The organism is Burkholderia cepacia (genome assembly GCF_029962485.1).
Taxonomy (GTDB): domain Bacteria; phylum Pseudomonadota; class Gammaproteobacteria; order Burkholderiales; family Burkholderiaceae; genus Burkholderia.
Window position 1 is genome coordinate 2,367,304 of the sequence record NZ_CP073638.1, and the last position, 22,814, is coordinate 2,390,117.

The window sequence follows — 22,814 nt, forward strand, 5'->3', positions numbered from 1 at the left end:
GCCCGCCGCGCTCAGCTTTTCGCGATGTCGGCGAGCACGCCGGCCAGCACGGCCGGCTGCGACATGAACGGCGAATGGCTGCTGTCGAGCTGGTGCACGTGGGTCGGGTTGCCGGGTGCGAGCGCGTCGGCTTCGTCGATGAAGCGTTGCTGCAGCGCGGGCAGGATCACGCGATCCTCGAGACACTTGATGTAATGACGGTCGATCGCGCCCCAGCGCGTGGCGGTGGTCGGGATCGCGGTCGCGAACGGCGCGGCCGGCACGTCGCAGGTCATCAGGTTCGCGACGGCGTCGAAGTCGGCCTGCGGCACGTCTTCATACAGCGCGCGCTTCATCGTGTCGCGATACGCGGCATCGCCGCTGCGCGGGTCGATGCGCAGCGCACCGGCGACGCGCGGACTCGCGAGCATCAGCGGGCCGAGCATCTCGCCCTTGTTCTCCGGCGCGCGTACGTAGTCGAGGCCCGGCACGCCCGAGCCCGGCATGAAGGCCGAGAGATAGACGATCTTCGCGATCTTCTCCGGTGCGCGCTCGGCGGCCGCCGTGATCGCGAGGCCGCCCATGCTGTGCCCGACGAGCACGACCTTGCCGTGGCCGAGCGCATAGGCGTCGTCGACGGCCTGCATCACGTGGGTCGCGTAGTCGTCGAGCGTCGTGTTCGCGACCGGCGACGGTTCGGCGCCGAACGCATCCTTGTCGAGCGGCCGTGCGAGATACGACGCGGGAAAGCGGGCGTTGATGCCGTGCGCGGGCAGGTCGCGCGCGATCGACAGGTGGCCGCGCGCGGCCAGCGCGGCCGCGACGTGCGCGTAGCACCACGCGCCATGCCAGGCGCCGTGCACGAGCACGAAAACGGGATGGCCGGACTGCGGGGTGGCGGTGTCGTTCGTCTCCATGGTGTCCGTATTTTTTGAGAAAGGTGTCATCTTAGACGAACCGGCCGGTATCCAGAGGCGGACGCACGGTGTGGTTGCGTGGCCGGTCGCGATCCGTCCCTCTTGTCTCGCGCAGGCAACATTTCGTCCGGATCTGATTTGAATTTGTGCCGAAGCACGCTAACTTGTTGCTTTGCCTGCGATTGCGCCCCATGAACGTCGACTATCTCTTCTACCGGAAGCCGGACAAACCCGGCCCCTATTCGCTCGACGACCTGGGCGACATCGCGCCGCCGATCGGCCCGGGCGACCTGGTGCGAGCGGGCATCGCACGCGTGTTCGAGCAGATCGACTGGAAGGAATCGCCCGACGTGCCGGGCGCGTGGTTCGGCACCGGCGGCGCGGTGTTCCAGTTCACCGCGGAGCCCGACGGCCGCGTGACGAGCTTCATGGGCTCACGCCTCGAACGCCGCTCGATGCTGCAACTCACGCGTGAAATGGGGCTCATTGCGCTCGATCTGCAGCGCGACATCGTTTACGGCTGACCCGCCGCCGGCGCCGCACGGCGCCGGTTCCCGCCGAGGCCGGCCGTACCGGGCTGCCGGCGGCCTCCGGCGCCCCGCCGGGCGTGGCGCGTGTCCGCCATCGAACTTCAAAGATTGCTATACTTTCGCCCAATTCCGGCTTCCGGCCGGTAATTTGTGCCTGTCTGCGTCGATCGTTCGCATATCTCGCACGCATTTGACACCCTGACCATCCCAGCCGGGCATGGCTTCTTCAATCGCCCCGCGTGGGTGTCTCCGTGGAGCTCGTCTTGGCCGTTTCCAATTCCGTCGTGGACGAACAAGAAACCGACGCCGCTGCCGTCACATCGGGCAGTTCTTTCTACTTGGCGATGCGCATCCTGCCGGCCGTGCAGCGCGACGCGATGTTCCAGGTCTACGCGTTTTGCCGCGCGGTCGACGACATCGCCGACAGCGACCTGCCGCGCGCGGAGCGCAACGCGGGCCTCGATCGCTGGCGCGCGGACATCGACGCGTGTTTCGCGGGCCGCCCGCCGCGCCACCTGGTTGCGCTCGACCGCGAGATCCGCGCATTCAACCTGCAGCGCGCCGATTTCCACGCGATGATCGACGGGATGGCGATGGACGCCGTCGAAGACATCTGCGCGCCCGACGAGCCGACGCTCGACCTCTTCTGCGATCGCGTGGCGAGCGCCGCCGGCCGGCTGTCGGTGAGGATTTTCGGGATGCCGGAAGCCGAAGGGATCGAGCTGTCGCACCACCTCGGCCGCGCACTGCAGCTGACGAACATCCTGCGTGACATCGACGACGACGCGGCGATCAACCGCTGCTACCTGCCGCGCGAGCTGCTCGCACGCGAAGGCATCGCGATCAGCGATCCGGCGACGATCGTGCGCGATCCGGCGCTGCCGCGCGTGTGCGCGACGCTGGTCGAGCGCGCGCTCGAGCACTTCCGCCAGGCCGACGCCGTGATGGATACCTGCTCGCGTGCGCAGGTGAAGGCGCCGCGCATCATGTCGGGCGCGTATCGCTGCATTCTCGAAGCCGCGATCGCACGCGGCTTTGCCTTCCCGCGCGCGCCGCTGCGCAAGCCGAAGGCGCGCATGCTGATGATCGCCGCGCGCTACGCGCTGTTCTGAGTCGACCGAGTCGATGCCCAGAACCGTCCACGTGATCGGCGCCGGCCTTGCCGGCCTGTCGGCCGCGGTCGAGCTGCAACGTCGCGGGCGACGCATCGTGCTGCACGATGCGCACGCGCTTGCGGGCGGCCGCTGCCGCTCGTGGTTCGACGGGACGCTGAACACGACGCTCGACAGCGGGCTGCACACGGTGTTCGCGGGGCAAGCCGCGACGCAGCGCTACCTGCGCGCGATCGGCGCGGCCGATCAGCTCACGGGGCCCGCGTTGCCTGAATGCGCGGTCGTGGACATCGCGTCGCAGCAGCGCTGGACATTGCGCTTCGGCAACGGGCGCTGGCCGTCGTGGCTGTTCGATGCCGCGTCGCGCGCGCCGGGCACGACGCCGCTCGACTATCTCGCGCTCGCGCCGCTCGCGGTCGCGCGCACGGGCCGCTCACTCGCACAGACGATGCGATGCGACGGCGTGCTGTGGGATCGTTGGCTGCGGCCGTATTTCCTCGGTGTGCTGAACGTCGAGCCGCGCCACGCAAGCGCCGAACTCGCACGCGCCGCGCTGTGCGGCACGTTTGCCGCGGGCGGCCCCGGCAGCCGTCCGCTTGTCGCGCGCCACGGGCTCGGCAGCGCATTCGTCGAACCGGCGCTGCGGATGCTGCAGCACGGCGGTGCGCAGATCCGGCTGAATTCGCGGCTCGATGCATTCGAATTCGGCGCGCACGGCAACGCGGTCGATGCGGTTTCGGTCGGCGGCGAGCGCATCGATCTCGCGCCGGGCGACGCGGTCGTGCTGGCCGTGCCGCCCGAGGTCGCGCGGCCGCTCGTGCCCGAACTCACCGCGCCCGACACGTTCAGCGCGGTCGTGACCGCATATTTCGCGGTCGAATCGCCAGCCGGCAATCCGCAGCAGACGACCGTCGTCAACGGCATCGTCGACGCGGTGCGCACCGGCGGCGGCCAGCTCGCGGCGACGATCCGCGATGCGGGCCGCTGGCTCGACATGCCGCGCGACACACTCGCGCGGCGCATCTGGGAAGACGTCGCGCGCGTGACCGGCGCGAACCCGGAAACCATCCCCGCGTGGCAGCTCGTCGTCGAGCCGCGCGCGGGCTTTGCGGCGGTGCCGTCGCAGGAAATGAAGCGTCCGGCCGTGCGTACGCGCTGGACCAATCTTGTGCTGGCGGGCGACTGGATTGCCACCGGCTTGCCCGCCACGATCGAGGGCGCGATCCGCTCCGGCCAGCTGGCCGCGGACGTGCTCCAGACACAATAAGAGAGGGACCGATGAACGATCTCACCGAAATGGCTACCTTGTCCGCCGGCACCGCGCCGGCCGGCGTCGACGCGGCCGTCGCACGTGCGACCGACGCGCTGCTGGCCGCGCAGCAAGCGGACGGGCACTGGGTCTACGAACTCGAAGCCGATTCGACGATTCCCGCCGAATACGTGCTGCTCGTCCACTATCTCGGCGAGACGCCGAACCTCGAGCTCGAACAGAAGATCGGCACATATCTGCGCCGCATCCAGCAAGCCGACGGCGGTTGGCCGCTGTTCACCGACGGCGCGCCGAACATCAGCGCGAGCGTGAAGGCGTATTTCGCGCTGAAGGTGATCGGCGACGACGAGAACGCCGAGCACATGCAGCGCGCACGCAAGGCGATCCACGCGATGGGCGGCGCCGAGATGTCGAACGTGTTCACGCGCATCCAGCTCGCGCTGTACGGTGCGATTCCGTGGCGCGCGGTGCCGATGATGCCGGTCGAGATCATGCTGCTGCCGCAGTGGTTCCCGTTCCACCTGTCGAAGGTGTCGTACTGGGCGCGTACCGTGATCGTGCCGCTGCTCGTGCTGAACGCGAAGCGCCCGATCGCGAAGAACCCGCGCGGCGTGCGTATCGACGAATTGTTCATCGATCCGCCCGTCAACGCCGGGCTGCTGCCGCGCCAGGGCCACCAGAGCGCCGGCTGGTTCGCATTCTTCCGTGTGGTCGACCATGCGCTGCGCGCGGTCGACGGCCTGTTTCCGAGCTACACGCGCGAACGTGCGATCCGTCAGGCCGTGTCGTTCGTCGACGAGCGCCTGAACGGCGAGGACGGCCTCGGCGCGATCTACCCGGCGATGGCCAACGCGGTGATGATGTACGACGTGCTCGGCTACGCGGAAGATCATCCGAACCGTGCGATCGCGCGCAAGGCGCTCGAGAAGCTGCTCGTCGTGCACGAGGACGAAGCGTACTGCCAGCCGTGCCTGTCGCCGGTGTGGGACACGTCGCTCGCCGCGCACGCGCTGCTCGAGACCGGCGATGCGCGCGCGGAAGAAGCCGTGCTGCGCGGCCTCGAATGGCTGCGACCGCTGCAGATCCTCGACGTGCGCGGCGACTGGATCTCGCGCCGTCCGCACGTGCGGCCCGGCGGCTGGGCGTTCCAGTACGCGAACGCACACTACCCGGACGTCGACGATACGGCCGTGGTCGTGATGGCGATGGATCGCGCGCAGAAGCTCAAGCAGTCGGACACGTATCGCGATTCGATGGCGCGTGCGCGCGAATGGGTCGTCGGCATGCAGAGCAGTGACGGCGGCTGGGGTGCGTTCGAACCGGAAAACACGCAGTACTACCTGAACAACATCCCGTTCTCCGATCACGGTGCGCTGCTCGATCCGCCGACGTCCGACGTGTCGGGCCGCTGCCTGTCGATGCTGTCGCAGCTCGGCGAGACGCCGCTGAACAGCGAGCCGGCCCGCCGCGCGCTCGACTACATGCTGAAGGAACAGGAGCCGGACGGCAGCTGGTATGGCCGCTGGGGGATGAACTACGTGTACGGCACGTGGACGGCGCTGTGCTCGCTGAACGCGGCCGGCCTGACGCCGGACGATCCGCGCATGAAGCGCGGCGCGCAGTGGCTGCTGTCGATCCAGAACAAGGACGGCGGCTGGGGTGAGGACGGCGACAGCTACAAGCTGAACTACCGCGGCTTCGAGCAGGCGCCGAGCACGGCGTCGCAGACGGCCTGGGCGCTGCTCGGCCTGATGGCGGCCGGCGAAGTGAACAACCCGGCCGTGGCGCGCGGCGTCGACTACCTGATCGCCCAGCAGAACGAAGAAGGCCTGTGGGACGAGACGCGCTTCACGGCGACGGGCTTCCCGCGCGTGTTCTACCTGCGCTACCACGGCTATCGCAAGTTCTTCCCGCTGTGGGCGCTGGCGCGCTACCGCAACCTGAAGCGCGACAACGCGACGCGCGTCACGGTCGGGATGTAACGGTGGGCGTATCACGACACAACGGCGCATTGCCCGTCATCGCGGTGACGGGGATGGCGTTCGAGGCGCGCATCGCGCGCGGTAATGGCGTCGAGGCCGTGTTCGCTGCGCGCGCCGACCGGCTCGAACGCGCGCTGGCAGACGCGACCGCACGCGGCTGCGCGGGCATCGTCAGCTTCGGCACGGCGGGCGGGCTTTCGCCCGATCTGGCGCCTGGCGCGCTCGTGATCGCGAGCGCGATCGACGGGCCGTTCGGCCGCGTGGAGACCGATGCGGGGTGGAGCACGCGGCTCGTCGCCTCGCTGCACGACACGCCGGTGTGGGCGCGCGTCACGCGTGGCACGATCGCGGCCGTCGGTGCGCCGGTCGTCAGCGAACAGGAGAAGGCGTCGTTGCATCATGCGAAGGGCGCGCTGGCCGTCGACATGGAGTCGCACATCGCGGCGGCCTTCGCGGCGGCGCGCGGCGTGCCGTTTGCGGTGTGCCGCGCGATCGTCGATCCGGCGTGGCGCACGCTGCCGCGCGCGGCGACCGCCGGCCTGCGCGACGACGGCAGCACGGCGATCCTGCCGATCCTGCGTGAATTGCTGAAGCAGCCGTCGCAGCTCGGCCCGCTGCTGCAGGTCGCAAGCGACGCGCGCGCGGCACGCACCACGCTGATCCAGGCGCGCCACGCGTTCGAGCGTACGGGCGCAATGCGGGTCGTCTGAGCGGCTTGCGCCGCTTTTCCCTCCCCTCTTTCGGGTTCGTTGCGCACGCAGGCATTGCGTGTGCGACGTGACCTCGCATCCGACCGCTTCCGGTCTCCTCTCGCCCTTGCGCAATGACGGCGCGTGACGCTGCCGCGTTCGCGACGCCTCCTACGAACGCCAGTGCGGCGGCTCACCCGTTGCCCACGTGACCAGAACGAGCAGCGCACTGAGCAGCATGACTGCGGAGAAGAATGCCCAGGGGCGGCGGTCGGGACGAAACACGTTGCCGACGACGACCAGCGATGCGATGTAGACGAGCATCACTACCCAGCCTTGCCACAGAACCGGAACCCCCCACCCCCAGCCATGCTCCTTGGCGAGGAACCAGTATTGGTGCGTGTTGTTCATGTTCAATGGAAAGGGTTGACGGGATGTGGGGTCGATTGCGCGAGCGCGATGCGTCGTTCAGCGGCCGGCGCGTCTCGCGACAGCGCATGCGACATCTTAAATCCGGCCGCGCAAGTCTTCAGCGGGCATGGCATTCGCGGGCGGCACGGATCGTACGGACAAAAAAAGAGCGCTGCATGATGCAGCGCTCTTTGTCTTTGCGCGGCCGCCGTTGCGGCGTTACTGCGCGGCCGGACTGCTTGCAGGTGCGGCCGGCGTGGCCGGCACGGCCGCTGAACCGGACGCCGCCGGCACGGCTGCCGACGCCGCGGCCGGTGCGGCAGCAGGCGCACTGGCGGGCATCGCATTGTCCGCACCCGGATCGTCGTACTGCGGCAACCCCGGCGCGGCCGGCGCGTTGTTCGGCGTCGCGCCCGATGCGCCGCCCGAGTCGCCCGGATCCTCGTAGTTCGGCAGCCCCGGCACGGCCGGCGTCGCGGCTGGCGCGGCGCCCGGCTCACCCGGTTCGTTGTAGGTCGGCAGCGCGGCCGACGACGACTGGCTGCGGTACGTCAGCGACTTGCGCTGCTGCAGGTACGCGTCGCGCACGAACGAATACGGATCGAGCGCGGCCTGCTTCAGCAGGTCGGTCGCGCCGAGCAGGTCGGAGCGCGCGCTGATGAACTGCGCGATGTACATCGGGTTGCGCGCGGCCGGCTCGATGTAGTTCAGCAGGTTGAAGCGCACGTCCACCGCGCGGCCGACGCCATCGCGGATCGTACTCGGCCCGAACACGGGCAGCACGAGGTACGGGCCGGACGGCACGCCCCAGCGCGCCATCGTCAGCCCGAAATCCTGGTGGTGCTTCGGCAGCCCGGCCGGCGTCGCGATGTCGATCAGGCCGGCGACGCCGAACAGCGAGTTCATCGCCACGCGCATCAGATCCTGCGTCGCATCGGTGATGCGCAACTGCAGCAGGTTGTTCGCCATGTTGCCGAGATCGCCGAGGTTCGAGAAGAAGTTGCTGATCGCGGTCCGCACGGGCGTCGGCGTGATCTTCTGGTACCCCTTCGCGATCGGCTGGGCGATGTTCGTGTCGACCGTGTCGTTGAACGTGTACATCGCCCGGTTCATCGGCTCGAGCGGGTCGTTGGGATTGCGGTTCGGTCCCGTCGCGCAGCCGGACAGCATCGCGCTGGCGGCGACGGTCGCCGCAATGATTCGCACCTTATTCATTGATTCCTTGCGATTGGTTCTTGGCGCGTTTGACGCGCGGTTTGCCCATCAGGACGGGCTGGAACACCACGGCGCCGATTAGCGTGCAGGTCAGGGCCAGCGCGAGCAGTTTGCCCATGCTCGATGTGCCCGGATGGTGCGACAGCCACAGGCTGCCGAATGCAGTTGCCGTCGTCGCGGCGCTGAACAGCACGGCATGCGTGAGGCTCGAGTGCAGCAACCCCGTCTGCCCCGCGCGCCACGCCATCACGAAATACACCTTGAACGCGACGCCGACGCCGAGCATCAGCGGCAGCGCGATGATGTTCGCGAAGTTGAGCGGCATGCCGAGCACGACGCACATCTCGAGCGTCACGACGCCCGACACGAGCAGCGGCACCAGCGTGCGCAGCACGTCGCCGAAGCGGCGCAGCGTGATCCACAGCAGGATCGTGATCGAGATGATCGACCACAGCGCGGCATGCAGGAACGCGTTGATGATCGTATCGGCCGAATGCAGGATCGAGATCGGCCCGCCGGTCGCGCCCGGTTCCGCGGCCTTCACCGTTTTCGCGAAACGGCGCAGCATCGTGTCGTCGTTCGGGTCGACGCCCTTCGGCACCTTCGGCGAGATCTGCACGAGCGCGTGGCCGTCCGGCGCGACCCAGTCGCGCACGAGTTGCGGCGGCAGCGTTTCGCGCGTGATGTCCTGCGGCTGCAGCAGCGATGCGAGCTGGTTGAGCGCGATGCGCAGTGTTTCGCCGAACGCGCGCTCGGCGCGGTCGCGCGTCGCGCTGTCGGCGGCCGCGAGCTTCGCGAGCGATGCGGACAGGTGCTGCGCGGCCGCTGCGCCCGGGCCCGGGTGATCTTCGGCCGCGTAGCTCAGCAGGTCCGACACGCGCTTGAGCGCGGCGACGCGCTGCGCATCGGTCGCGGGCGGTGCGGCCGGTTGCGTCAGCGCGGGCAGCAGGTCGCTCGCGGCGGCAGCGATCGCCGCGCGCTTGGCCGGCTGGTCGGCGGGGATGAAGGTCGACAGCGTGGTCGTGCGGCCGACTTCGGGCAGCGCGTCGAGGCGCTTCGCGGCCGCATCGGCTTCGGCGAGCGACGGCGCGAGCATTGTGACGTCGTTGACCGCCGCTTCCGGCGAATCCTTCAGCGCGAGCAGCGTCGCCATCGATTCGCTGTTCGGATCCTTCAGGTGCAGCGGGTTGAAGTCGAAGCGCAGGAACGCGAGCAGCGGCAGCGCGCCGATCACGACGACGAGCGTGCCGATCAGGATCGGCTTGCGATGGCGATCGAGGTAGTCGTCGACCGGCGCGAGCCACGGGAAGCCCGGCGTCTTCGATTCGCCCGGCGGCGCGAACAGGCGCAGCAGCGCGGGCAGCAGCGTGAGCGTGGTCAGCAGTGCGACGAACATCCCGACGCCCGCGATCAGCCCGAGCTCGGACACGCCGCGATACGCGGTGGGGATGAACGAGAAGAAGCTCGCGGCGACGGCCGCGGTGGCCAGCGCGAGCGGCATGCCCATCGAGTGCGCGGCGCCGATCAGCGCGTGGTCGATGCGCGGATCGCGGAAGCGTTCCTCGCGGTACTTCACACCGTACTGGATCGAGAAGTCGACGCCGAGGCCGACGAACAGCACCATGAACGCGACCGAGATCATGTTCAGCGAGCCGACCATCGCGAGGCCGAGCGCCGCGGTCACCACGAGGCCGACGAACAGCGTGACGAGCACCGAGCCGATCATCCGCTTCGAGCGCAGTGCCAGCCACAGGATCACGAGCACGGCGAGCAGCGTGAGCGCGCCGTTGAGCGCGGCGCCGTCCTCGACCGACGCGAATTCGTCGTCGGCGAGCGGCTGTTCGCCGGTCAGGCGCACGGCCGCGCCGTAGCGCTTCTCGAGGTCGAGCGAACGCGCCGCGTCGCGGATCACCTGGCTTGTCTCCGCGCCGGCCTTCAGCGCGCCGTAGTTGACCACCGGCTGCACGGTGACGAACGCGCGCGCGGGCTGCCGCGCGGCATCGCTGTCGACCAGCGCGCGCCACGAGAACGCGGCCGGCTTGCCGGCCAGCACGTCGTCGACCGTCGCCGCGCTGCGCGCGAGCAGCTTGGCCATCGTCGGCAGTTTCACCTGGCCGGTCAGCAGCGGCTGGCCGAGCGTGGTGGCCAGTGTGGTGGCGAGCCCGGTGAGGCTCGGATTCTTCGCGAGTTCGTTGACGAGCGGGCGCGCGCTCGCGAGCTGCGACGTTGTATCGGAGACTTCCTGCGGCGACAGGAACAGCAAGCCGTTGTGCTCGAAGAACGGCCCGCCGCCGGGCTCGGCAACCTGGCCGATGCGGCCGGCTTCGGCATCCTTCTGCAGCGCTTCGGTCAGCGCATGCGCGGCGGCGTTCGCGAACTCGGGCGCAGGCGCCTCGACGACCGCGAGGATCGTGCCGTTGCGTTGCGGGAACGCCTTGTCGACGGCCTCGCCGAGCGCGGCCCATTGGGGCTCCGCATCGACGAGTTTGCTGATGTCGGTGTTGATCTTGAAATGCTGCGCGACATAGACGCCGCTGAGCGCGGCGATGACGAGCGACAGGACGACGACCCAGACGGGGCGGCGCACCGACCATGCAACGAGTCGGACGATGAGAGATGTCACCATGTGGCGGTGGGGAGCGGCTGGCAAGGGCAAAGTAGTCAAGTATACCGGCGCGGCGTGGCGGCGGTCGTGACGATGGGGGTTTCGGGGCGGGAAGGAGATTTGTTTGCGGTGGTGGAATCGGTACCCGTGACCGGTTCATTTGTATGGGGATATTTACATAGTCGGCGCGGGGCTGCGTTGCGTGTGACAAATGAAGCTGAAAGGTAACAGTCGGTCACCGTGCGGCAACCGGGCGTCAGGCCCGGTATACTTGGCTTCACCGGCCGATGCAAAGAGCCGGTCGTTTTTTCTCACCGAGTGCGATATCCGTATGAAACGTCATCTGTTTGCTTTCGTCGCGGCCGCCGCCGTGTCGGTTTCCGCTTTCGCGCAGAGCGCGCCGGTCGACATCGTCCGCAATGCGGTCGAGGGCACCGTCACCGCGATGAAGGCCGATCCGGCCGCGCGCGGCGGTGATATGGCGAAGGTCACGCAGGTCGTCGAGCAGCGCTTCCTGCCCGCGACCAACTTCGAACGCACGACCCGCATCGCGGTCGGCGACGCATGGAAGCAGGCCACGCCGCAACAGCAGCAGGAGCTGTACAAGCAGTTCAAGCTGCTGATGACGCGCACCTACGCCGCGTCGCTCGCGCAGCTCGGCAGCCAGGACGCGAAGTTCTCGTTCAAGGCCGGCGGCGCGTCGGGCGCCGACGCGCTCGTGCAGTCGACGGTCTCGACGCCGGGCGACAGCCAGTCGGTCGGCTATCGTCTCGGCAAGGTCGGCAACGACTGGAAGATCTACGACATCGACATGTCGGGTGCGTGGCTGATCCAGGTCTACCAGGGGCAGTTCAAGAGCCAACTGGCGTCGGGCGGGATCGACGGCCTGATCGCGTACCTGCAGAAGCACAATTCGCGGACGAACTGACGGGCGTTGCAAGGCCGCGGTCCGGATGCATGAAGGGCGCCCTCGGGCGCCCTTTTTCATGGCTGCGTGCTGGTTGCGCGTGATGCGCCGACGCCGAGCTATGGTGGTTGCGGCGATGCTCGCCATGCAGCGTGAAACGCGCAAGCGGTCTGATCGTGCCGCGATGACGCGCGTGACGTCTTCCCGCCCGGAATGACGCGACGTACCGACCTACCTTCGCCGATGCTCGACCGCGAACTTGATCAGCTCGGCCTGCCCTTCGATCTCCAGCTTGCGCTTCAGGTTGAGCCGGTGCGTTTCCACCGTGCGCACCGATAACCCCGTCTGCTGCGCGATCTGCTTGCTCGACAGCCCTTGCGCCAGCGTATCGAGGATGTCGCGTTCGCGCGGCGTCAGCCGGTCCAGCGGCGACGCGGTCGCGCTCGCCTGGATCATCCGCGCGGCGAGCCCTTCGCTGAAGAACGTCTGCCCGGCCAGCACCGCGCCGATCGCGCGGACGATCTCGCTCGCGGGCGAATCCTTCAGCAGGTAGCCGCTCGCGCCGGCGCGCACGGCCTGCGTCACGTATTCGGTGTTGTCGTGCATCGACAGCATCAGCACGCGGATGCCCGGAAACCGATCGTGGAACACGCCCGCAAGCGTGATGCCGTTCATCCCGTTCATGCCGACGTCCATCAACGCGAGATCGGGTTCGAGCGACGCGGCGAGCGCGAGCGCCTCGTCGGCGTTGCCGGCCTCGCCGACCACCGACAGGTCGGCTGCTTCGAGCCGCATCCGCAAGCCGTCGCGCACGAGCGGATGATCGTCGACGAGCAGCAGTCGGGCGGCAGGCCGGGCGGTGTCGGGGGCGCTCATGCGTGAAAGGTCTCCTGTTATGGTGCGTGTCGTCACGCCGCGCCGCGCAGCGGCACGCGCGCGGCGACGATCGTGTGGCCGACCTGCGACGCGATCGTCAGCACGCCGCCGAGCGCGTCGAGGCGCTCGCGCATGTTGCGCAGGCCGATGCCGCGGCGCGCGTCGGCCTGCGAGCGTTCGGCGTCGAAGCCGCAGCCGTTGTCGGCGATGGTGAGCGTGACGGCGTGCGCGCCGACGTCGAGCGTGACGGCCGCGCGCGACGCCTGCGCATGATGCACGATGTTGCTCAACGCTTCCTGCGCGATCCGGAACAGCGCGGTGTTCACGGCCTCGGGCAGCGGCCGCGCGCCGCTGTGCGCGACCTGCGTATAGCCGATGTCGATGCCGCTTTCCGCGCCGAGTTCGCGCACGAGCTGTTCGAGCGCGGCCGCGAGGCCGAGATCGTCGAGCATCGACGGACGCAACGCATGCGAGATGCGTCGCACTTCGCGCAGCGTGTCGCCGAGCCGCCCGACACTCGTCGCGAGCGCCTGCTCGGCTTCGGGCACACGCGCCGCGCCGCGCTCGAAGCGCGCGAGCGCGGATTCGAGCATCAGCTTCGCGGACACCATCATCTGGCTGATCCCGTCGTGCAGTTCGCGCGACAGCCGCGCACGTTCCTGCTCCTGCGATTCGACGACGCGCTGCGCGAGCAGCTTGAGCTTCGCGTCGGCGCTGCGCGACTCGCTGACGTTCAGTACCAGCGCGCACACGGCGATCGCCGCCGCGCCGGTCAGGGCGATCGCGGTGAGCCAGCTCATCGTGCGTTCGATGTTCGCGGAAGCGCGCGCGTCGATGCGTTGCAGCGCGGTGTCGACGTCGTCGAGATAGATGCCGGTGCCGACCATCCAGCCCCAGCGTTCGAGCGCGACGACGTAGCCGAGCTTGGGCGCGACGCGGCCCGTCGACGGCCGCTGCCATGCGTAGCGCACGTAGCCGCCGCCGCTCGACGCCGCGCCGATCAGCTTCTGGATCGTCAGCGCGCCCTGCGGGTCGCGCATCGTCCAGTAGTTGTGGCCGACGCGCTCGGGCTCGCGCGGATGCATCAGCGAATTGCCGTGCAGGTCATACACGAAGAAATAGCCGTCCGGGCCGAAATCCATTTTCTGCAGCATCGCGAGCGCCTGCGTGCGCAGCAGCGCGTCGTCACGCGCGTTGCGGCCGCTCGCGTCGTAGAGCGGCATGATCGCGCTCGTCGCGAGCTCGACGTAGTGCTTCAGCTCGACTTCCTTGCTCGACAGGTACGCGGCCTGGATCGTCGCGTGCTGCGTGCGCGCGAGCGACGTCGCCTGCTGGCGCACGCCGAAGCCGATGCCGGCGATCGCGAGCAGGAACGGCACGATGGCCAGAAGGAAGATCTTTGCCTTGAGTCTCATGGTGGTACGAGGCGGCCGCGTGCCGGCGCGGGCCGGCCGGGCGCGTCAGCCGCGCGGCGGCGCGGTGGCGTATCGAGCCGACATTGTCGGCGATTTTGCGCGCGGGCGGCAGCGGCCCGGGCGCCCGGCGCTCAGGCCCGGCGCGATTCGAGATGGCTGGCGGACGCGGCCGTCTGCACGACGATGCGATTGCGCCCGGCTTCCTTCGCGCGATATAGCGCGTCGTCGGCGAGCTTCAGCGCGCCCTGCATGTCGTCGTCGCATTCGGGATAGCTCGTCGTCACGCCGATGCTCACGGTCAGGCGGCCGACCGTGCCCGCGTCATGCCGGATGCCGAGATCGAGGATGCCCGTGCGGATCGTTTCGGCGATCGTCACCGCGCCGTCCGTGTCGATGTCGGGCAGCACGACGACGAACTCTTCGCCGCCGTAGCGCGCCGCATAGTCGGCCGGGCGGCGCAGGCAGCCGGCGATGCAGTGACCGACCGCGGCGAGCGCGTCGTCGCCGGCCTGGTGGCCCTGCGTGTCGTTGTAGCGCTTGAAGTAATCGACGTCGATGAACAGCAGCGACAGCGCGTGCTGCGAACGGGCGGCGCGGCGCCATTCACGCGCGAGCGTGACATCGAGCATCCGGCGGTTGTCGAGGCCCGTCAGGCCGTCGGTGCGCGCGAGTGCCTGCAATTCGGTTTCCGCGCGGTGGCGCTTGCGCAACTGCACGTCGAGCAGCAGCGACAGGCCGACGAAGCCGATCGCGAGCGCGGCCATCGCGGAGCCGATCGGGATCGCGCGGTCGTACCACGCGGCGTAGGTGTCCGCTTCCGAGCGCGCGACCATGATGATGAGCGGCAGGTGCTCGAGGTGCCGGAACACGTACAGGCGCCGCACGCCGTCGATCGACGCGGTGTCGGCGAAGCTGCCTTCGTTGGCCGTCATGAAGTGCCGGAACGTGCTGGCATGGCTGATGTCGCGGCCAACGATCTTGGGGTCGTACGGCTCGCGCGCGAGCATCTGGCCGGCCGTATTGATCAGCGCGATCGAGCCGCGATCGCCGAGCGACAGCCGCGAGAACAAATTCTGGAAATATTCGAGCCGGATCGACATCACCGCGACACCGCCGAACGACCCGTCGGGTTTCGTGATCCGCCGGCTGAGCGCGACGCTCGGCGAGCCGTCGCGCAGCCGCGAATGATACGGCGGGCTGACGTACAGGCCGACGTCGGGGTGGTCGCGGTGCACGGCGAAGTACGGTTCGTTGGCGAAGTTGGCCTTGCGCGGCACGTCGCTCTTGCCGTCGACCGAGATGTCGCCCTTTGCATTGAGCACGTAGATGCCGCCGAGGTACTTGGCCGTCGTCGCGCGGTCGAACAGCACCTGGCGGCGCAGCGACATCGGCAGCTTGACGACTTCGGGGTCGTTTTCGCCTTCGACGACGGCCTGCAGCGACAGCGAATAGATCTCGATGTTGCGCTCGATGTCCCACGACGCCATCAGCGCAAGGTTTTGCTGCATTGCGGCCGAGCGGTCGCGTGCGTCGATGCGGCCTTCGTACAGCACGATCCCGCACAGCAGCAGCAGGAGCAGCGCGATCAGCAGCCCGGTATAGAAGATCAGGTGCGGCAGCAGGAACCTGCGCAAATGAGCGGCGACACGGCTCGTCAGGCCGGATTCGCTGGGCATTGCGTAGTCGGTTTCTGCCATGGTCCGAGGATCGATGGGCATCGTCGCCAGGCGGCGGGCCGATGCGATTGTTTGTATGACGTGTCGGCGGCGATCCGGTGCGCGGCCCCTCCGGCGCCTCCCCGCCTTTCGGCGGAGAAAATGGGCACCGATTATCGGCAATCGCGGCCAGATAAACCGGTAAATCAACGATTCACCGGCGACATCTGCCGTGATTCGACGATCAGGCGAATCGGGCGGCGCGGATTCAACGGAGTATAACGCGCGTGTCCGCGTGCGCGGAAAATGTTGCGACCCGTTGATCCGGATCAAATTACCGTGAATTCCCGGACTTGCAAATATCGGTCAGAGCGTTGCAGCGTAAGGCTTTGCGGTCTGGCGGACGCATCCGCGCCGCGCATGGCCGGCGATTCCGCCGGTTTAACGGCGGGCGCGCGCGAAACTTGAATGCGCGTGATACGTACCGATTATCGGATTCAACGGACGATTTCAACAGCCGTGTGAACGCGAATATGAAAACGGGCGGCCGCGAGGGCCGCCCGTTTCGTGACGCCGGCAGGCATGCGGGTCAGGCCCGCATGCGCATGCCTCAAGCGCCGTGCTGTTGCGCCTTGAACGCGAGGCGGAACCGGTGCAGCAGCGGCTCGGTGTAACCGCTCGGTTGCGACGTGCCCTGCAGCGCGAGCGCGCACGCGGCCTTGAACGCGGTCGACTGGTCGTAGCCGGGCGCCATCGGGCGATAGTTCGGGTCGCCGGCGTTCTGCTGATCGACGACGCGCGCCATCCGCTTGAACACGTCGAGCACGAAGGCCTCGGTGATCACGCCGTGGCGCAGCCAGTTCGCGATGTGCTGGCTCGAAATGCGCAGCGTTGCACGGTCTTCCATCAGGCCGACGTCGTGGATGTCGGGCACCTTCGAGCAGCCGACGCCCTGTTCGACCCAGCGCACGACGTAGCCGAGGATGCCTTGCGCGTTGTTCTCGACCTCGCTCAGGATCTCGGCCTCGCTCCACTCGGCGCGCTCGACGACCGGTACGGTCAGCAGGCCTTCGAGCAGCGTGTCGCGTTCGCTCGCGTACGGCGTTTTCTCGAGTTCCTGCTGGACGGCTTGCACGTCGACGAGGTGGTAGTGCAGCGCATGCAGCGTCGCGGCGGTCGGCGACGGTACCCAGGCGGTGTTCGCGCCGGCGCGCGGATGCGCGATCTTCTGCTCGAGCATCGCGTGCATCAGGTCCGGCATCGCCCACATGCCCTTGCCGATCTGTGCGCGGCCGCGCAGGCCGGCCGACAGGCCCGCGAGCACGTTGTTGCGCTCGTACGACTGGATCCACGCCGACGACTTCATGTCGCCCTTGCGGATCATCGGGCCCGCTTCCATCGCGGTGTGCATCTCGTCGCCGGTGCGGTCGAGGAAGCCGGTGTTGATGAACGCGACGCGCGCTGCTGCGGCGGCGATACACGCGGCGAGGTTCACGCTGGTGCGGCGCTCCTCGTCCATGATGCCCATCTTCAGCGTGTTGCGCGGCAGGCCGTACAAGTCTTCGATGCGTGCGAACAGCGTATCGGCGAACGCGACTTCGAGCGGGCCGTGCATCTTCGGCTTCACGATGTAGATCGAGCCCGTGCGCGAATTGCGCTTCGCCTTCAGGTCGTGCAGCGAGCACAGCACCGTGACGACGCCGTCGAGGATGCCTTCCGGAATCTCGTTGCCGTCGCGGTCGAGCACCGCGCCGTTGGTCATCAGGTGGCCGACGTTGCGCACGAACAGCAGCGAGCGGCCGTGCAGCGACAGCGTGCCGCCATCGGGCGTGGTGTACTCGCGGTCGGCGTTCAGGCGGCGCGTGAAGGTCTTGCCGCCCTTCGCGACTTCCTCGACCAGCGTGCCCTGCATCAGGCCGAGCCAGTTGCGGTAGAGCTGAACCTTGTCGTCGGCGTCGACCGCCGCGACTGAATCCTCGCAGTCGATGATCGTGCTGACCGCCGCTTCGAGCACGACGTCCTTCACGTTCGCGAGATCGGCGCGGCCGATCGGCGTCGATGCGTCGATCTGAATCTCGAGGTGCAGGCCGTTGTGCTTCAGCAGGATCGCGGACGGCGCGTCGGCCGCGCCCTGGTAGCCGACGAACTGCGCCGGTTGCGCGAGGCCCACGATTCCCTTCGCGGTTTCGACGGCGAGCTGGCCGCCCTGCACGCGGTAGCGCAGTGCGTCGCGGTGCGAGCCGCTCGCGAGCGGCGCCGCGTTGTCGAGCACGTTGCGCGCATAGTCGATCACGCGCTGGCCGCGCGTCGGGTTGTAGGCCGAAGTGCGTTCGGCGCCGCCGTCTTCAGGCAGCGCGTCGGTGCCGTACAGCGCGTCGTACAGGCTGCCCCAGCGGGCGTTCGCGGCGTTCAGCGCATAGCGTGCGTTCGACAGCGGCACGACGAGCTGCGGGCCGGCCTGCGTGGCGATCTCGCTGTCGACGTTCGCGGTGGCTGCCGCGACGTTCGACGGGACCGGCACGAGGTAGCCGATTTGTTCGAGGAACGCGCGGTACGCGGCGTGGTCGCGTACGGGGCCCGGATGTGCACGGTGCCACGCGTCGAGTTCCAGCTGCAGGCGGTCGCGTTCCGCGAGCAGTTCGCGGTTGCGCGGCGCGAGGTCGTGCACCAGGGCCGAGAAACCGCTCCAGAACGCGGCCTTGTCGATGCCGGTGCCCGGCAGCGCTTCGTTTTCAATGAACTGGCTCAGCGCTGGCGCGACTTGCAGTCCTGCTTGGTCGATCATCGTTAATCCTCCCGGGGAAAATGCGCGCGCGGCTTGGCTGGTTATCCCGCGACGCTTTGTGTGCCGGCGCGGGCGATCTGCGCGTCCTGCTCGGACTTTACGCCAGACACGCCGATCGCGCCCGCGATCCGGCCGCCGACCGTGATCGGCACGCCGCCTTCGAGCAACCCCGTCAGCGGCACGCTGAGAAACGCGGTGCGGCCACCGTTGATCATATCCTCATACGCCTTCGTCTCGCGACGGCCGAGCGCCGCCGCGCGCGCCTTGTCCTGCGAGATGATCGCGCTGGCCGGCGATGCGCCGTTCAGCCGCGCGAACGCGAGCAGGTGGCCGCCATCGTCGACGACGGCGATCGACACGGCCCAGCCGTGGCGTTCCGCTTCGGCGCGGGCGGCGGCGAGCATGCGATCGGCGTCGTCGAGTTCGAGTTCGGGTTTCGTTTGCATGGAGGTCCTCCGGAATCAGGTCAGTTGACGAGTCGGTTGTCGACGAGTTCGATCCAGTGGCGCACGGGCGTGCGCCCCGCGCCGTTCAGGTGAGTCTGGCAGCCGACGTTGGCCGTGACAATCAGGTCCGGCTGCGCGGCTTCGAGCGCATCGAGTCTGTTGTCGCGCAGTTTCGTCGCGAGTTCGGGCTGCGTCAGCGAATACGTGCCGGCCGAGCCGCAGCACAGATGGCCGTCAGCGACATTCGTCAGATCGAAGCCGAGCCGCGTCAGGATGTTTTCCACCGCGCCGCCGAGCCGCTGCGCGTGCTGCAGCGTGCACGGGCAGTGGACCGCGACGCGGCGCGGCGTCGCATCGGCCAGCGCGTCGAGCGGCTCGGCCGCGATCACTTCCGCGAGATCGCGCGCGAGCGCGCTGACGCGCCGCGCTTTCTCCGCATAGACGGGGTCGGAGCGCAGCAGGTCGCCGTATTCCTTGACGAACGCGCCGCAGCCGCTTGCCGTCAGCACGATCGCTTCCGCGCCGGCCTCGATCGCCGGCCACCACGCGTCGATATTGCGGCGCGCGCGGGCGAGGCCGGCATCCTGCGCGTTGAGGTGATATTCGGTCGCGCCGCAGCAGCCGGCTTCGCGTGCCGGCGTGACGCTGATGCCGAGCCGGTCCAGCACGCGCGCGGTGGCCGCGTTGGTGTTCGGCGACAGCGACGGCTGCACGCAACCTTCGAGCATCAGCACGCGCCGCGCGTGACGCACGGCCGGGCGCGGCGCGGCGGCGGGAACGGCGGCCGGGATCTTGTCCTGCAGCGTGCCGGGCAGCAGTGGGCGCAGTGCGCGGCCGGCCTTCAGCAATGCGGCGAACGTCGCCGGGCGCGGCACGACGTGACGCAGCCCCGCGCGCAGCAGACGTTCGCGCGCGGGCCGCGGCGCACGCTTCTCGGCTTCCGCGCGGCCGATGTCGAGCAGCGTGTGATAGCGCACGCCGGACGGGCAGGTCGTCTCGCAGTTCCGGCACGTCAGGCAGCGGTCGAGATGCTGCTGCGTGCGCTCGCCGCACGGTTCGCCTTCGAGCAGTTGCTTGATCAGGTAGATGCGGCCGCGCGGCCCGTCGAGCTCGTTGCCGAGCACCTGGTAGGTCGGGCAGGTCGCGTTGCAGAAGCCGCAGTGCACGCACGCGCGCAGGATCGCTTCCGCTTCGTCGGCCCGGGCGAGGGCCTTGCTTGCTTCGCTGAGATTGGTTTGCATCGGCGGGTCGGGATCGGGTTCGCGTCAGAAGTCGGCGTAGAGCCGGCCGGGATTGAAAATCGCATGCGGGTCGAGCTGTGACTTGAGCTGCCGGTGGACGCGCAGCAACGCGGGCGGCAGCGGCTGGAACGGCTCGTGTGTGACGCCCGGCGTGAAGCAGGTCGCGTGGCCGCCCGATTGCGCGGCGAGCCGCCGCACGTCGGCCGGCGCGGCGGCGCTTTTCAGCCAGCGCTGTGCGCCGCCCCAGTCGACGAGCTGCGCGCCCGGCAACGCGTCGAGCGGCGCGGCAGCAGGCACCGACACACGCCACAGCGGGCGCGGATCGTCGAAGAGCGGCAGCGCAAGATCGCGCAGCCGTGCCCAGAACGCGTCGGCGGTATCGTCCATCGGATCGCCGCCGATCGTGCCGCGAGCGGCCTTCACCGAGCCTTCTCCGCCTTCGATCCGTACGCGCAGCACGCCGTCCGCGTGGCACGCGCCCGCGAGCGGCAGCCCCGCGCGCCGCCATGCGGCCACGCGCTGCACGGCTTCACCGGCTGTGAGCGCCAATGCGAGATCGCACGTCGCGCGCGGTTTCGGCAGCACTTTCAGCGACACCTCGGTCACGACGCCGAGGCAGCCGAAGCTGCCCGCGAGCAACCGCGACACGTCGTAGCCCGCGACGTTCTTCATCACTTCGCCGCCAAAGCGCAGGTGTTTCGCGTGGCCGGTGATCACGCGGCAGCCGAGCACGAAGTCGCGCACCGCGCCGGCCCACGGGCGGCGCGGCCCCGACAGCGCCGCCGCGAACATCCCGCCGACCGTGGCCGCGCCGCCGAACGACGGCGGCTCGCACGGCAGCATCTGGCCGGCCGCGTCGAGCATCGCTTCGAGATCGGCGAGCGGCGTGCCCGCGCGCGCGGTGACGACGAGTTCGGTCGGGTCGTACGAGACAACGCCGCGATGCGTGCGTACGTCGAGCGTGCGGCCTTCGACGGGGCGGCCAAGGAACGCCTTCGTGCCGGCGCCGCGGATGTGCAACGGCTGGCGGTCGTGGAGCGCGGCGTCGACCTGCGCAACGAGCGCCGCGCTGTCGTCGATCGATTCGATGTCACGTCGCATCAGAAGCGCTCCAGTTCGGGAAACGGCAGCTTGCCGTGATGGACGTGCATCGCGCCGAATTCGGCGCAGCGGTGCAGCGTCGGGATGTTCTTGCCGGGATTGAGCAGGCCCTGCGGATCGAACGCGGCCTTCACCGCGTGGAAGAACGTGATTTCGTCGGCGTTGAACTGCACGCACATCTGGTTGATCTTCTCGCGCCCGACGCCGTGCTCGCCAGTGATGCTGCCGCCCGCCGCGACGCACAGCTCGAGGATCTTTCCGCCCAGCGCTTCCGCGCGGTCGAGTTCGCCCGGCCGGTTCGCGTCGAACAGGATCAGCGGGTGCATGTTGCCGTCGCCCGCGTGGAACACGTTCGCGACCGGCAGCCCGTATTCGGCGGACAACGCGGCGATCCCTTCGAGCACACGCGGCAGCTCGCGGCGCGGGATGGTGCCGTCCATGCAGTAGTAGTCGGGCGACATGCGGCCGACCGCGGGGAACGCGTTCTTGCGGCCGGCCCAGAAACGCTGGCGCTCGGCTTCGTCGCGCGCCACGCGGATCTCGGTGGCGCCCGCGGCGCGCAGCAATGCGGCGACGCGTTCGGCATCCTCGTCGACGTCGCTTGCCGCGCCGTCGAGTTCGCACAGCAGGATCGCCTGGGCATCGACCGGGTAGCCCGCGTGGATGAAATCCTCGGCCGCGCGGATCGCGAGGTTGTCCATCATCTCGAGGCCGCCGGGAATCACGCCCGCGCCGATGATCCGCGCGACCGCGGCGCCGGCCTCGGCAACGTCGTCGAAGCTCGCCATCAGCACCTTCACGCTCGGCGGTTTCGGCAGCAGCTTCACGGTCACTTCGGTGACGATGCCGAGCATCCCTTCGGAGCCGGTGAACAGCGCGAGCAGGTCGAATCCCGGTGCGTCGAGCGCATCGGCGCCGAGCGTGAGCGTATCGCCGTCGATCGTCAGGATCTCGACCTTCAGGATGTTGTGCACCGTGAGCCCGTATTTCAGGCAATGCACGCCGCCCGCGTTCTCGGCGACGTTGCCGCCGATCGAGCACGCGATCTGTGACGACGGATCGGGCGCGTAGTAGAGGCCGTGCGGCGCGGCCGCCTGCGAGATCGCGAGGTTGCGCACGCCGGGCTGCACGCGCGCGATGCCGGCATCGGGGTCGATGTCGAGAATCCGGTTGAACTTCGCCATCACGAGCAGGAGGCCTTTTTCGAGCGGCATCGCGCCACCCGACAGCCCCGTGCCCGCGCCGCGCGCAACGACCGGCACGCCGAGCGCGGTTGCGACGCGCAGCACCGCGCGCACCTGCTCGACCGTGTCGGGCAGCACGACCGCGAGCGGCACCGTGCGGTACGCGGCGAGGCCGTCACATTCGAACGGCTTGAGCGCCTCGCGTTCGTGCAGCACGTCGAGGCCGGGCGCCGCCGCGTGCAGCGCGGCGACGAGCGTGTCACGGCTGACGGTCGCCAGCGGGCCGTCGATCCGTTCGTCGTAGATGAAACTCATCGGTCTGTCTCCACCATGCGGGCGGCCGCGCGATGCGCGACACGCCGGAAGGAGGGGATTCTTGGCGGGCTGTGCCGGCGTGTCCAGACGTCTTACGAGTGGTCATACCAATTTCTGAATCGGCTCTTGTCAGGTATCCGCGCAAGGACAAGGAATTCCAATTGAAACAAGGCTTTGTG

The 22,814-nt window shown here is 68.7% G+C and carries 18 protein-coding genes; 6 read left to right on the top strand and 12 right to left on the bottom strand.

Features of this window, described 5'->3' with window-relative positions; all coding sequences use genetic code 11:
• Positions 1-11 precede the first annotated feature (11 nt).
• Complete coding sequence (locus KEC55_RS27090) at positions 12-896, bottom strand: alpha/beta fold hydrolase (RefSeq protein ID WP_282508170.1); 885 nt, start codon at positions 894-896, stop codon at positions 12-14.
• 191 nt (positions 897-1,087) lie between these two features.
• On the opposite strand from KEC55_RS27090, the gene KEC55_RS27095 reads away from it, so the two are divergent.
• The 5 genes from KEC55_RS27095 to KEC55_RS27115 all read left to right on the top strand — a co-directional run bounded on the left by KEC55_RS27095 (position 1,088) and on the right by KEC55_RS27115 (position 6,500).
• Positions 1,088-1,420, top strand: coding sequence for a hypothetical protein (locus KEC55_RS27095; protein WP_282508171.1), 333 nt, complete (start codon positions 1,088-1,090; stop codon positions 1,418-1,420).
• A gap of 269 nt (positions 1,421-1,689) precedes the next feature.
• A complete protein-coding gene (hpnD, locus tag KEC55_RS27100) occupies positions 1,690-2,538 on the top strand; it encodes a presqualene diphosphate synthase HpnD (RefSeq protein ID WP_282508172.1) in 849 nt (282 codons plus the stop codon).
• A gap of 13 nt (positions 2,539-2,551) precedes the next feature.
• A complete protein-coding gene (gene hpnE / locus KEC55_RS27105) occupies positions 2,552-3,805 on the top strand; it encodes a hydroxysqualene dehydroxylase HpnE (protein WP_282508173.1) in 1,254 nt (417 codons plus the stop codon).
• An 11-nt stretch (positions 3,806-3,816) separates the two neighbouring features.
• Positions 3,817-5,790 carry a squalene--hopene cyclase gene (shc, locus tag KEC55_RS27110; protein WP_282508174.1) on the top strand — a complete coding sequence of 658 codons (1,974 nt, stop codon included), beginning with the start codon at positions 3,817-3,819 and terminating at the stop codon, positions 5,788-5,790.
• A gap of 2 nt (positions 5,791-5,792) precedes the next feature.
• Positions 5,793-6,500, top strand: a complete 708-nt coding sequence (locus tag KEC55_RS27115; RefSeq protein ID WP_282508175.1) for a phosphorylase — start codon at positions 5,793-5,795, stop codon at positions 6,498-6,500.
• Positions 6,501-6,650: 150 nt separating this feature from the next.
• Here the strand turns inward: KEC55_RS27115 and KEC55_RS27120 are convergent, their stop codons facing one another.
• From KEC55_RS27120 to KEC55_RS27130, 3 genes are all read right to left on the bottom strand, one after another.
• On the bottom strand, positions 6,651-6,890 hold the full coding sequence (locus tag KEC55_RS27120) for a hypothetical protein (RefSeq protein WP_282508176.1): 240 nt from the start codon (positions 6,888-6,890) through the stop codon (positions 6,651-6,653).
• A gap of 219 nt (positions 6,891-7,109) precedes the next feature.
• Positions 7,110-8,105, bottom strand: coding sequence for an MlaA family lipoprotein (locus tag KEC55_RS27125; protein ID WP_282508177.1), 996 nt, complete (start codon positions 8,103-8,105; stop codon positions 7,110-7,112).
• Positions 8,098-10,731 (bottom strand): MMPL family transporter, encoded by a 2,634-nt coding sequence (locus KEC55_RS27130; RefSeq protein WP_282508178.1) that lies wholly within the window; start codon positions 10,729-10,731, stop codon positions 8,098-8,100. Before KEC55_RS27130 ends, KEC55_RS27125 begins: the two co-directional genes overlap by 8 nt.
• A 310-nt stretch (positions 10,732-11,041) precedes the next feature.
• Here KEC55_RS27130 and KEC55_RS27135 point away from each other — a divergent pair, with 310 nt between their 5' ends.
• Positions 11,042-11,638, top strand: a complete 597-nt coding sequence (locus KEC55_RS27135) for an MlaC/ttg2D family ABC transporter substrate-binding protein (RefSeq protein ID WP_166955807.1) — start codon at positions 11,042-11,044, stop codon at positions 11,636-11,638.
• A 210-nt stretch (positions 11,639-11,848) separates the two neighbouring features.
• Here the strand turns inward: KEC55_RS27135 and KEC55_RS27140 are convergent, their stop codons facing one another.
• The 8 genes from KEC55_RS27140 to glcD all read right to left on the bottom strand — a co-directional run bounded on the left by KEC55_RS27140 (position 11,849) and on the right by glcD (position 22,635).
• Positions 11,849-12,493 carry a response regulator gene (locus KEC55_RS27140; RefSeq protein WP_282508182.1) on the bottom strand — a complete coding sequence of 215 codons (645 nt, stop codon included), beginning with the start codon at positions 12,491-12,493 and terminating at the stop codon, positions 11,849-11,851.
• A gap of 32 nt (positions 12,494-12,525) precedes the next feature.
• Positions 12,526-13,908 (bottom strand): cache domain-containing protein, encoded by a 1,383-nt coding sequence (locus tag KEC55_RS27145; RefSeq protein ID WP_282508184.1) that lies wholly within the window; start codon positions 13,906-13,908, stop codon positions 12,526-12,528.
• A 131-nt stretch (positions 13,909-14,039) separates the two neighbouring features.
• A complete protein-coding gene (locus tag KEC55_RS27150) occupies positions 14,040-15,605 on the bottom strand; it encodes a sensor domain-containing diguanylate cyclase (RefSeq protein WP_282508185.1) in 1,566 nt (521 codons plus the stop codon).
• 568 nt (positions 15,606-16,173) lie between these two features.
• Positions 16,174-18,348: a malate synthase G gene (locus KEC55_RS27155; RefSeq protein WP_282508187.1), complete on the bottom strand. Its 2,175-nt coding sequence runs from the start codon at positions 18,346-18,348 to the stop codon at positions 16,174-16,176.
• 41 nt (positions 18,349-18,389) lie between these two features.
• Positions 18,390-18,794, bottom strand: coding sequence for a GlcG/HbpS family heme-binding protein (locus tag KEC55_RS27160; protein WP_282508188.1), 405 nt, complete (start codon positions 18,792-18,794; stop codon positions 18,390-18,392).
• 20 nt (positions 18,795-18,814) lie between these two features.
• Positions 18,815-20,035 (bottom strand): glycolate oxidase subunit GlcF, encoded by a 1,221-nt coding sequence (gene glcF, locus KEC55_RS27165; RefSeq protein WP_282508190.1) that lies wholly within the window; start codon positions 20,033-20,035, stop codon positions 18,815-18,817.
• 24 nt (positions 20,036-20,059) lie between these two features.
• On the bottom strand, positions 20,060-21,136 hold the full coding sequence (gene glcE, locus KEC55_RS27170; protein ID WP_282508191.1) for a glycolate oxidase subunit GlcE: 1,077 nt from the start codon (positions 21,134-21,136) through the stop codon (positions 20,060-20,062).
• Complete coding sequence (glcD, locus tag KEC55_RS27175) at positions 21,136-22,635, bottom strand: glycolate oxidase subunit GlcD (protein WP_282508192.1); 1,500 nt, start codon at positions 22,633-22,635, stop codon at positions 21,136-21,138. Before glcD ends, glcE begins: the two co-directional genes overlap by 1 nt.
• Between the last annotated feature and the right edge of the window lie 179 nt (positions 22,636-22,814).

Bases quoted from the DNA above. Each gene is read 5' to 3' on its own strand.
- KEC55_RS27135 (WP_166955807.1), top strand. From the start codon at position 11,042: ATGAAACGTCATCTGTTTGCTTTCGTCGCGGCCGCCGCCGTGTCGGTT.
- KEC55_RS27155 (WP_282508187.1), bottom strand. From the start codon at position 18,348: ATGATCGACCAAGCAGGACTGCAAGTCGCGCCAGCGCTGAGCCAGTTC.
- glcD (WP_282508192.1), bottom strand. From the start codon at position 22,635: ATGAGTTTCATCTACGACGAACGGATCGACGGCCCGCTGGCGACCGTC.
- KEC55_RS27145 (WP_282508184.1), bottom strand. From the start codon at position 13,908: ATGAGACTCAAGGCAAAGATCTTCCTTCTGGCCATCGTGCCGTTCCTG.
- KEC55_RS27130 (WP_282508178.1), bottom strand. From the start codon at position 10,731: ATGGTGACATCTCTCATCGTCCGACTCGTTGCATGGTCGGTGCGCCGC.
- hpnE (WP_282508173.1), top strand. From the start codon at position 2,552: ATGCCCAGAACCGTCCACGTGATCGGCGCCGGCCTTGCCGGCCTGTCG.
- glcF (WP_282508190.1), bottom strand. From the start codon at position 20,035: ATGCAAACCAATCTCAGCGAAGCAAGCAAGGCCCTCGCCCGGGCCGAC.
- KEC55_RS27160 (WP_282508188.1), bottom strand. From the start codon at position 18,794: ATGCAAACGAAACCCGAACTCGAACTCGACGACGCCGATCGCATGCTC.
- KEC55_RS27140 (WP_282508182.1), bottom strand. From the start codon at position 12,493: ATGAGCGCCCCCGACACCGCCCGGCCTGCCGCCCGACTGCTGCTCGTC.
- KEC55_RS27090 (WP_282508170.1), bottom strand. From the start codon at position 896: ATGGAGACGAACGACACCGCCACCCCGCAGTCCGGCCATCCCGTTTTC.
- KEC55_RS27150 (WP_282508185.1), bottom strand. From the start codon at position 15,605: ATGGCAGAAACCGACTACGCAATGCCCAGCGAATCCGGCCTGACGAGC.
- glcE (WP_282508191.1), bottom strand. From the start codon at position 21,136: ATGCGACGTGACATCGAATCGATCGACGACAGCGCGGCGCTCGTTGCG.
- KEC55_RS27095 (WP_282508171.1), top strand. From the start codon at position 1,088: ATGAACGTCGACTATCTCTTCTACCGGAAGCCGGACAAACCCGGCCCC.
- KEC55_RS27120 (WP_282508176.1), bottom strand. From the start codon at position 6,890: ATGAACAACACGCACCAATACTGGTTCCTCGCCAAGGAGCATGGCTGG.
- shc (WP_282508174.1), top strand. From the start codon at position 3,817: ATGAACGATCTCACCGAAATGGCTACCTTGTCCGCCGGCACCGCGCCG.
- KEC55_RS27125 (WP_282508177.1), bottom strand. From the start codon at position 8,105: ATGAATAAGGTGCGAATCATTGCGGCGACCGTCGCCGCCAGCGCGATG.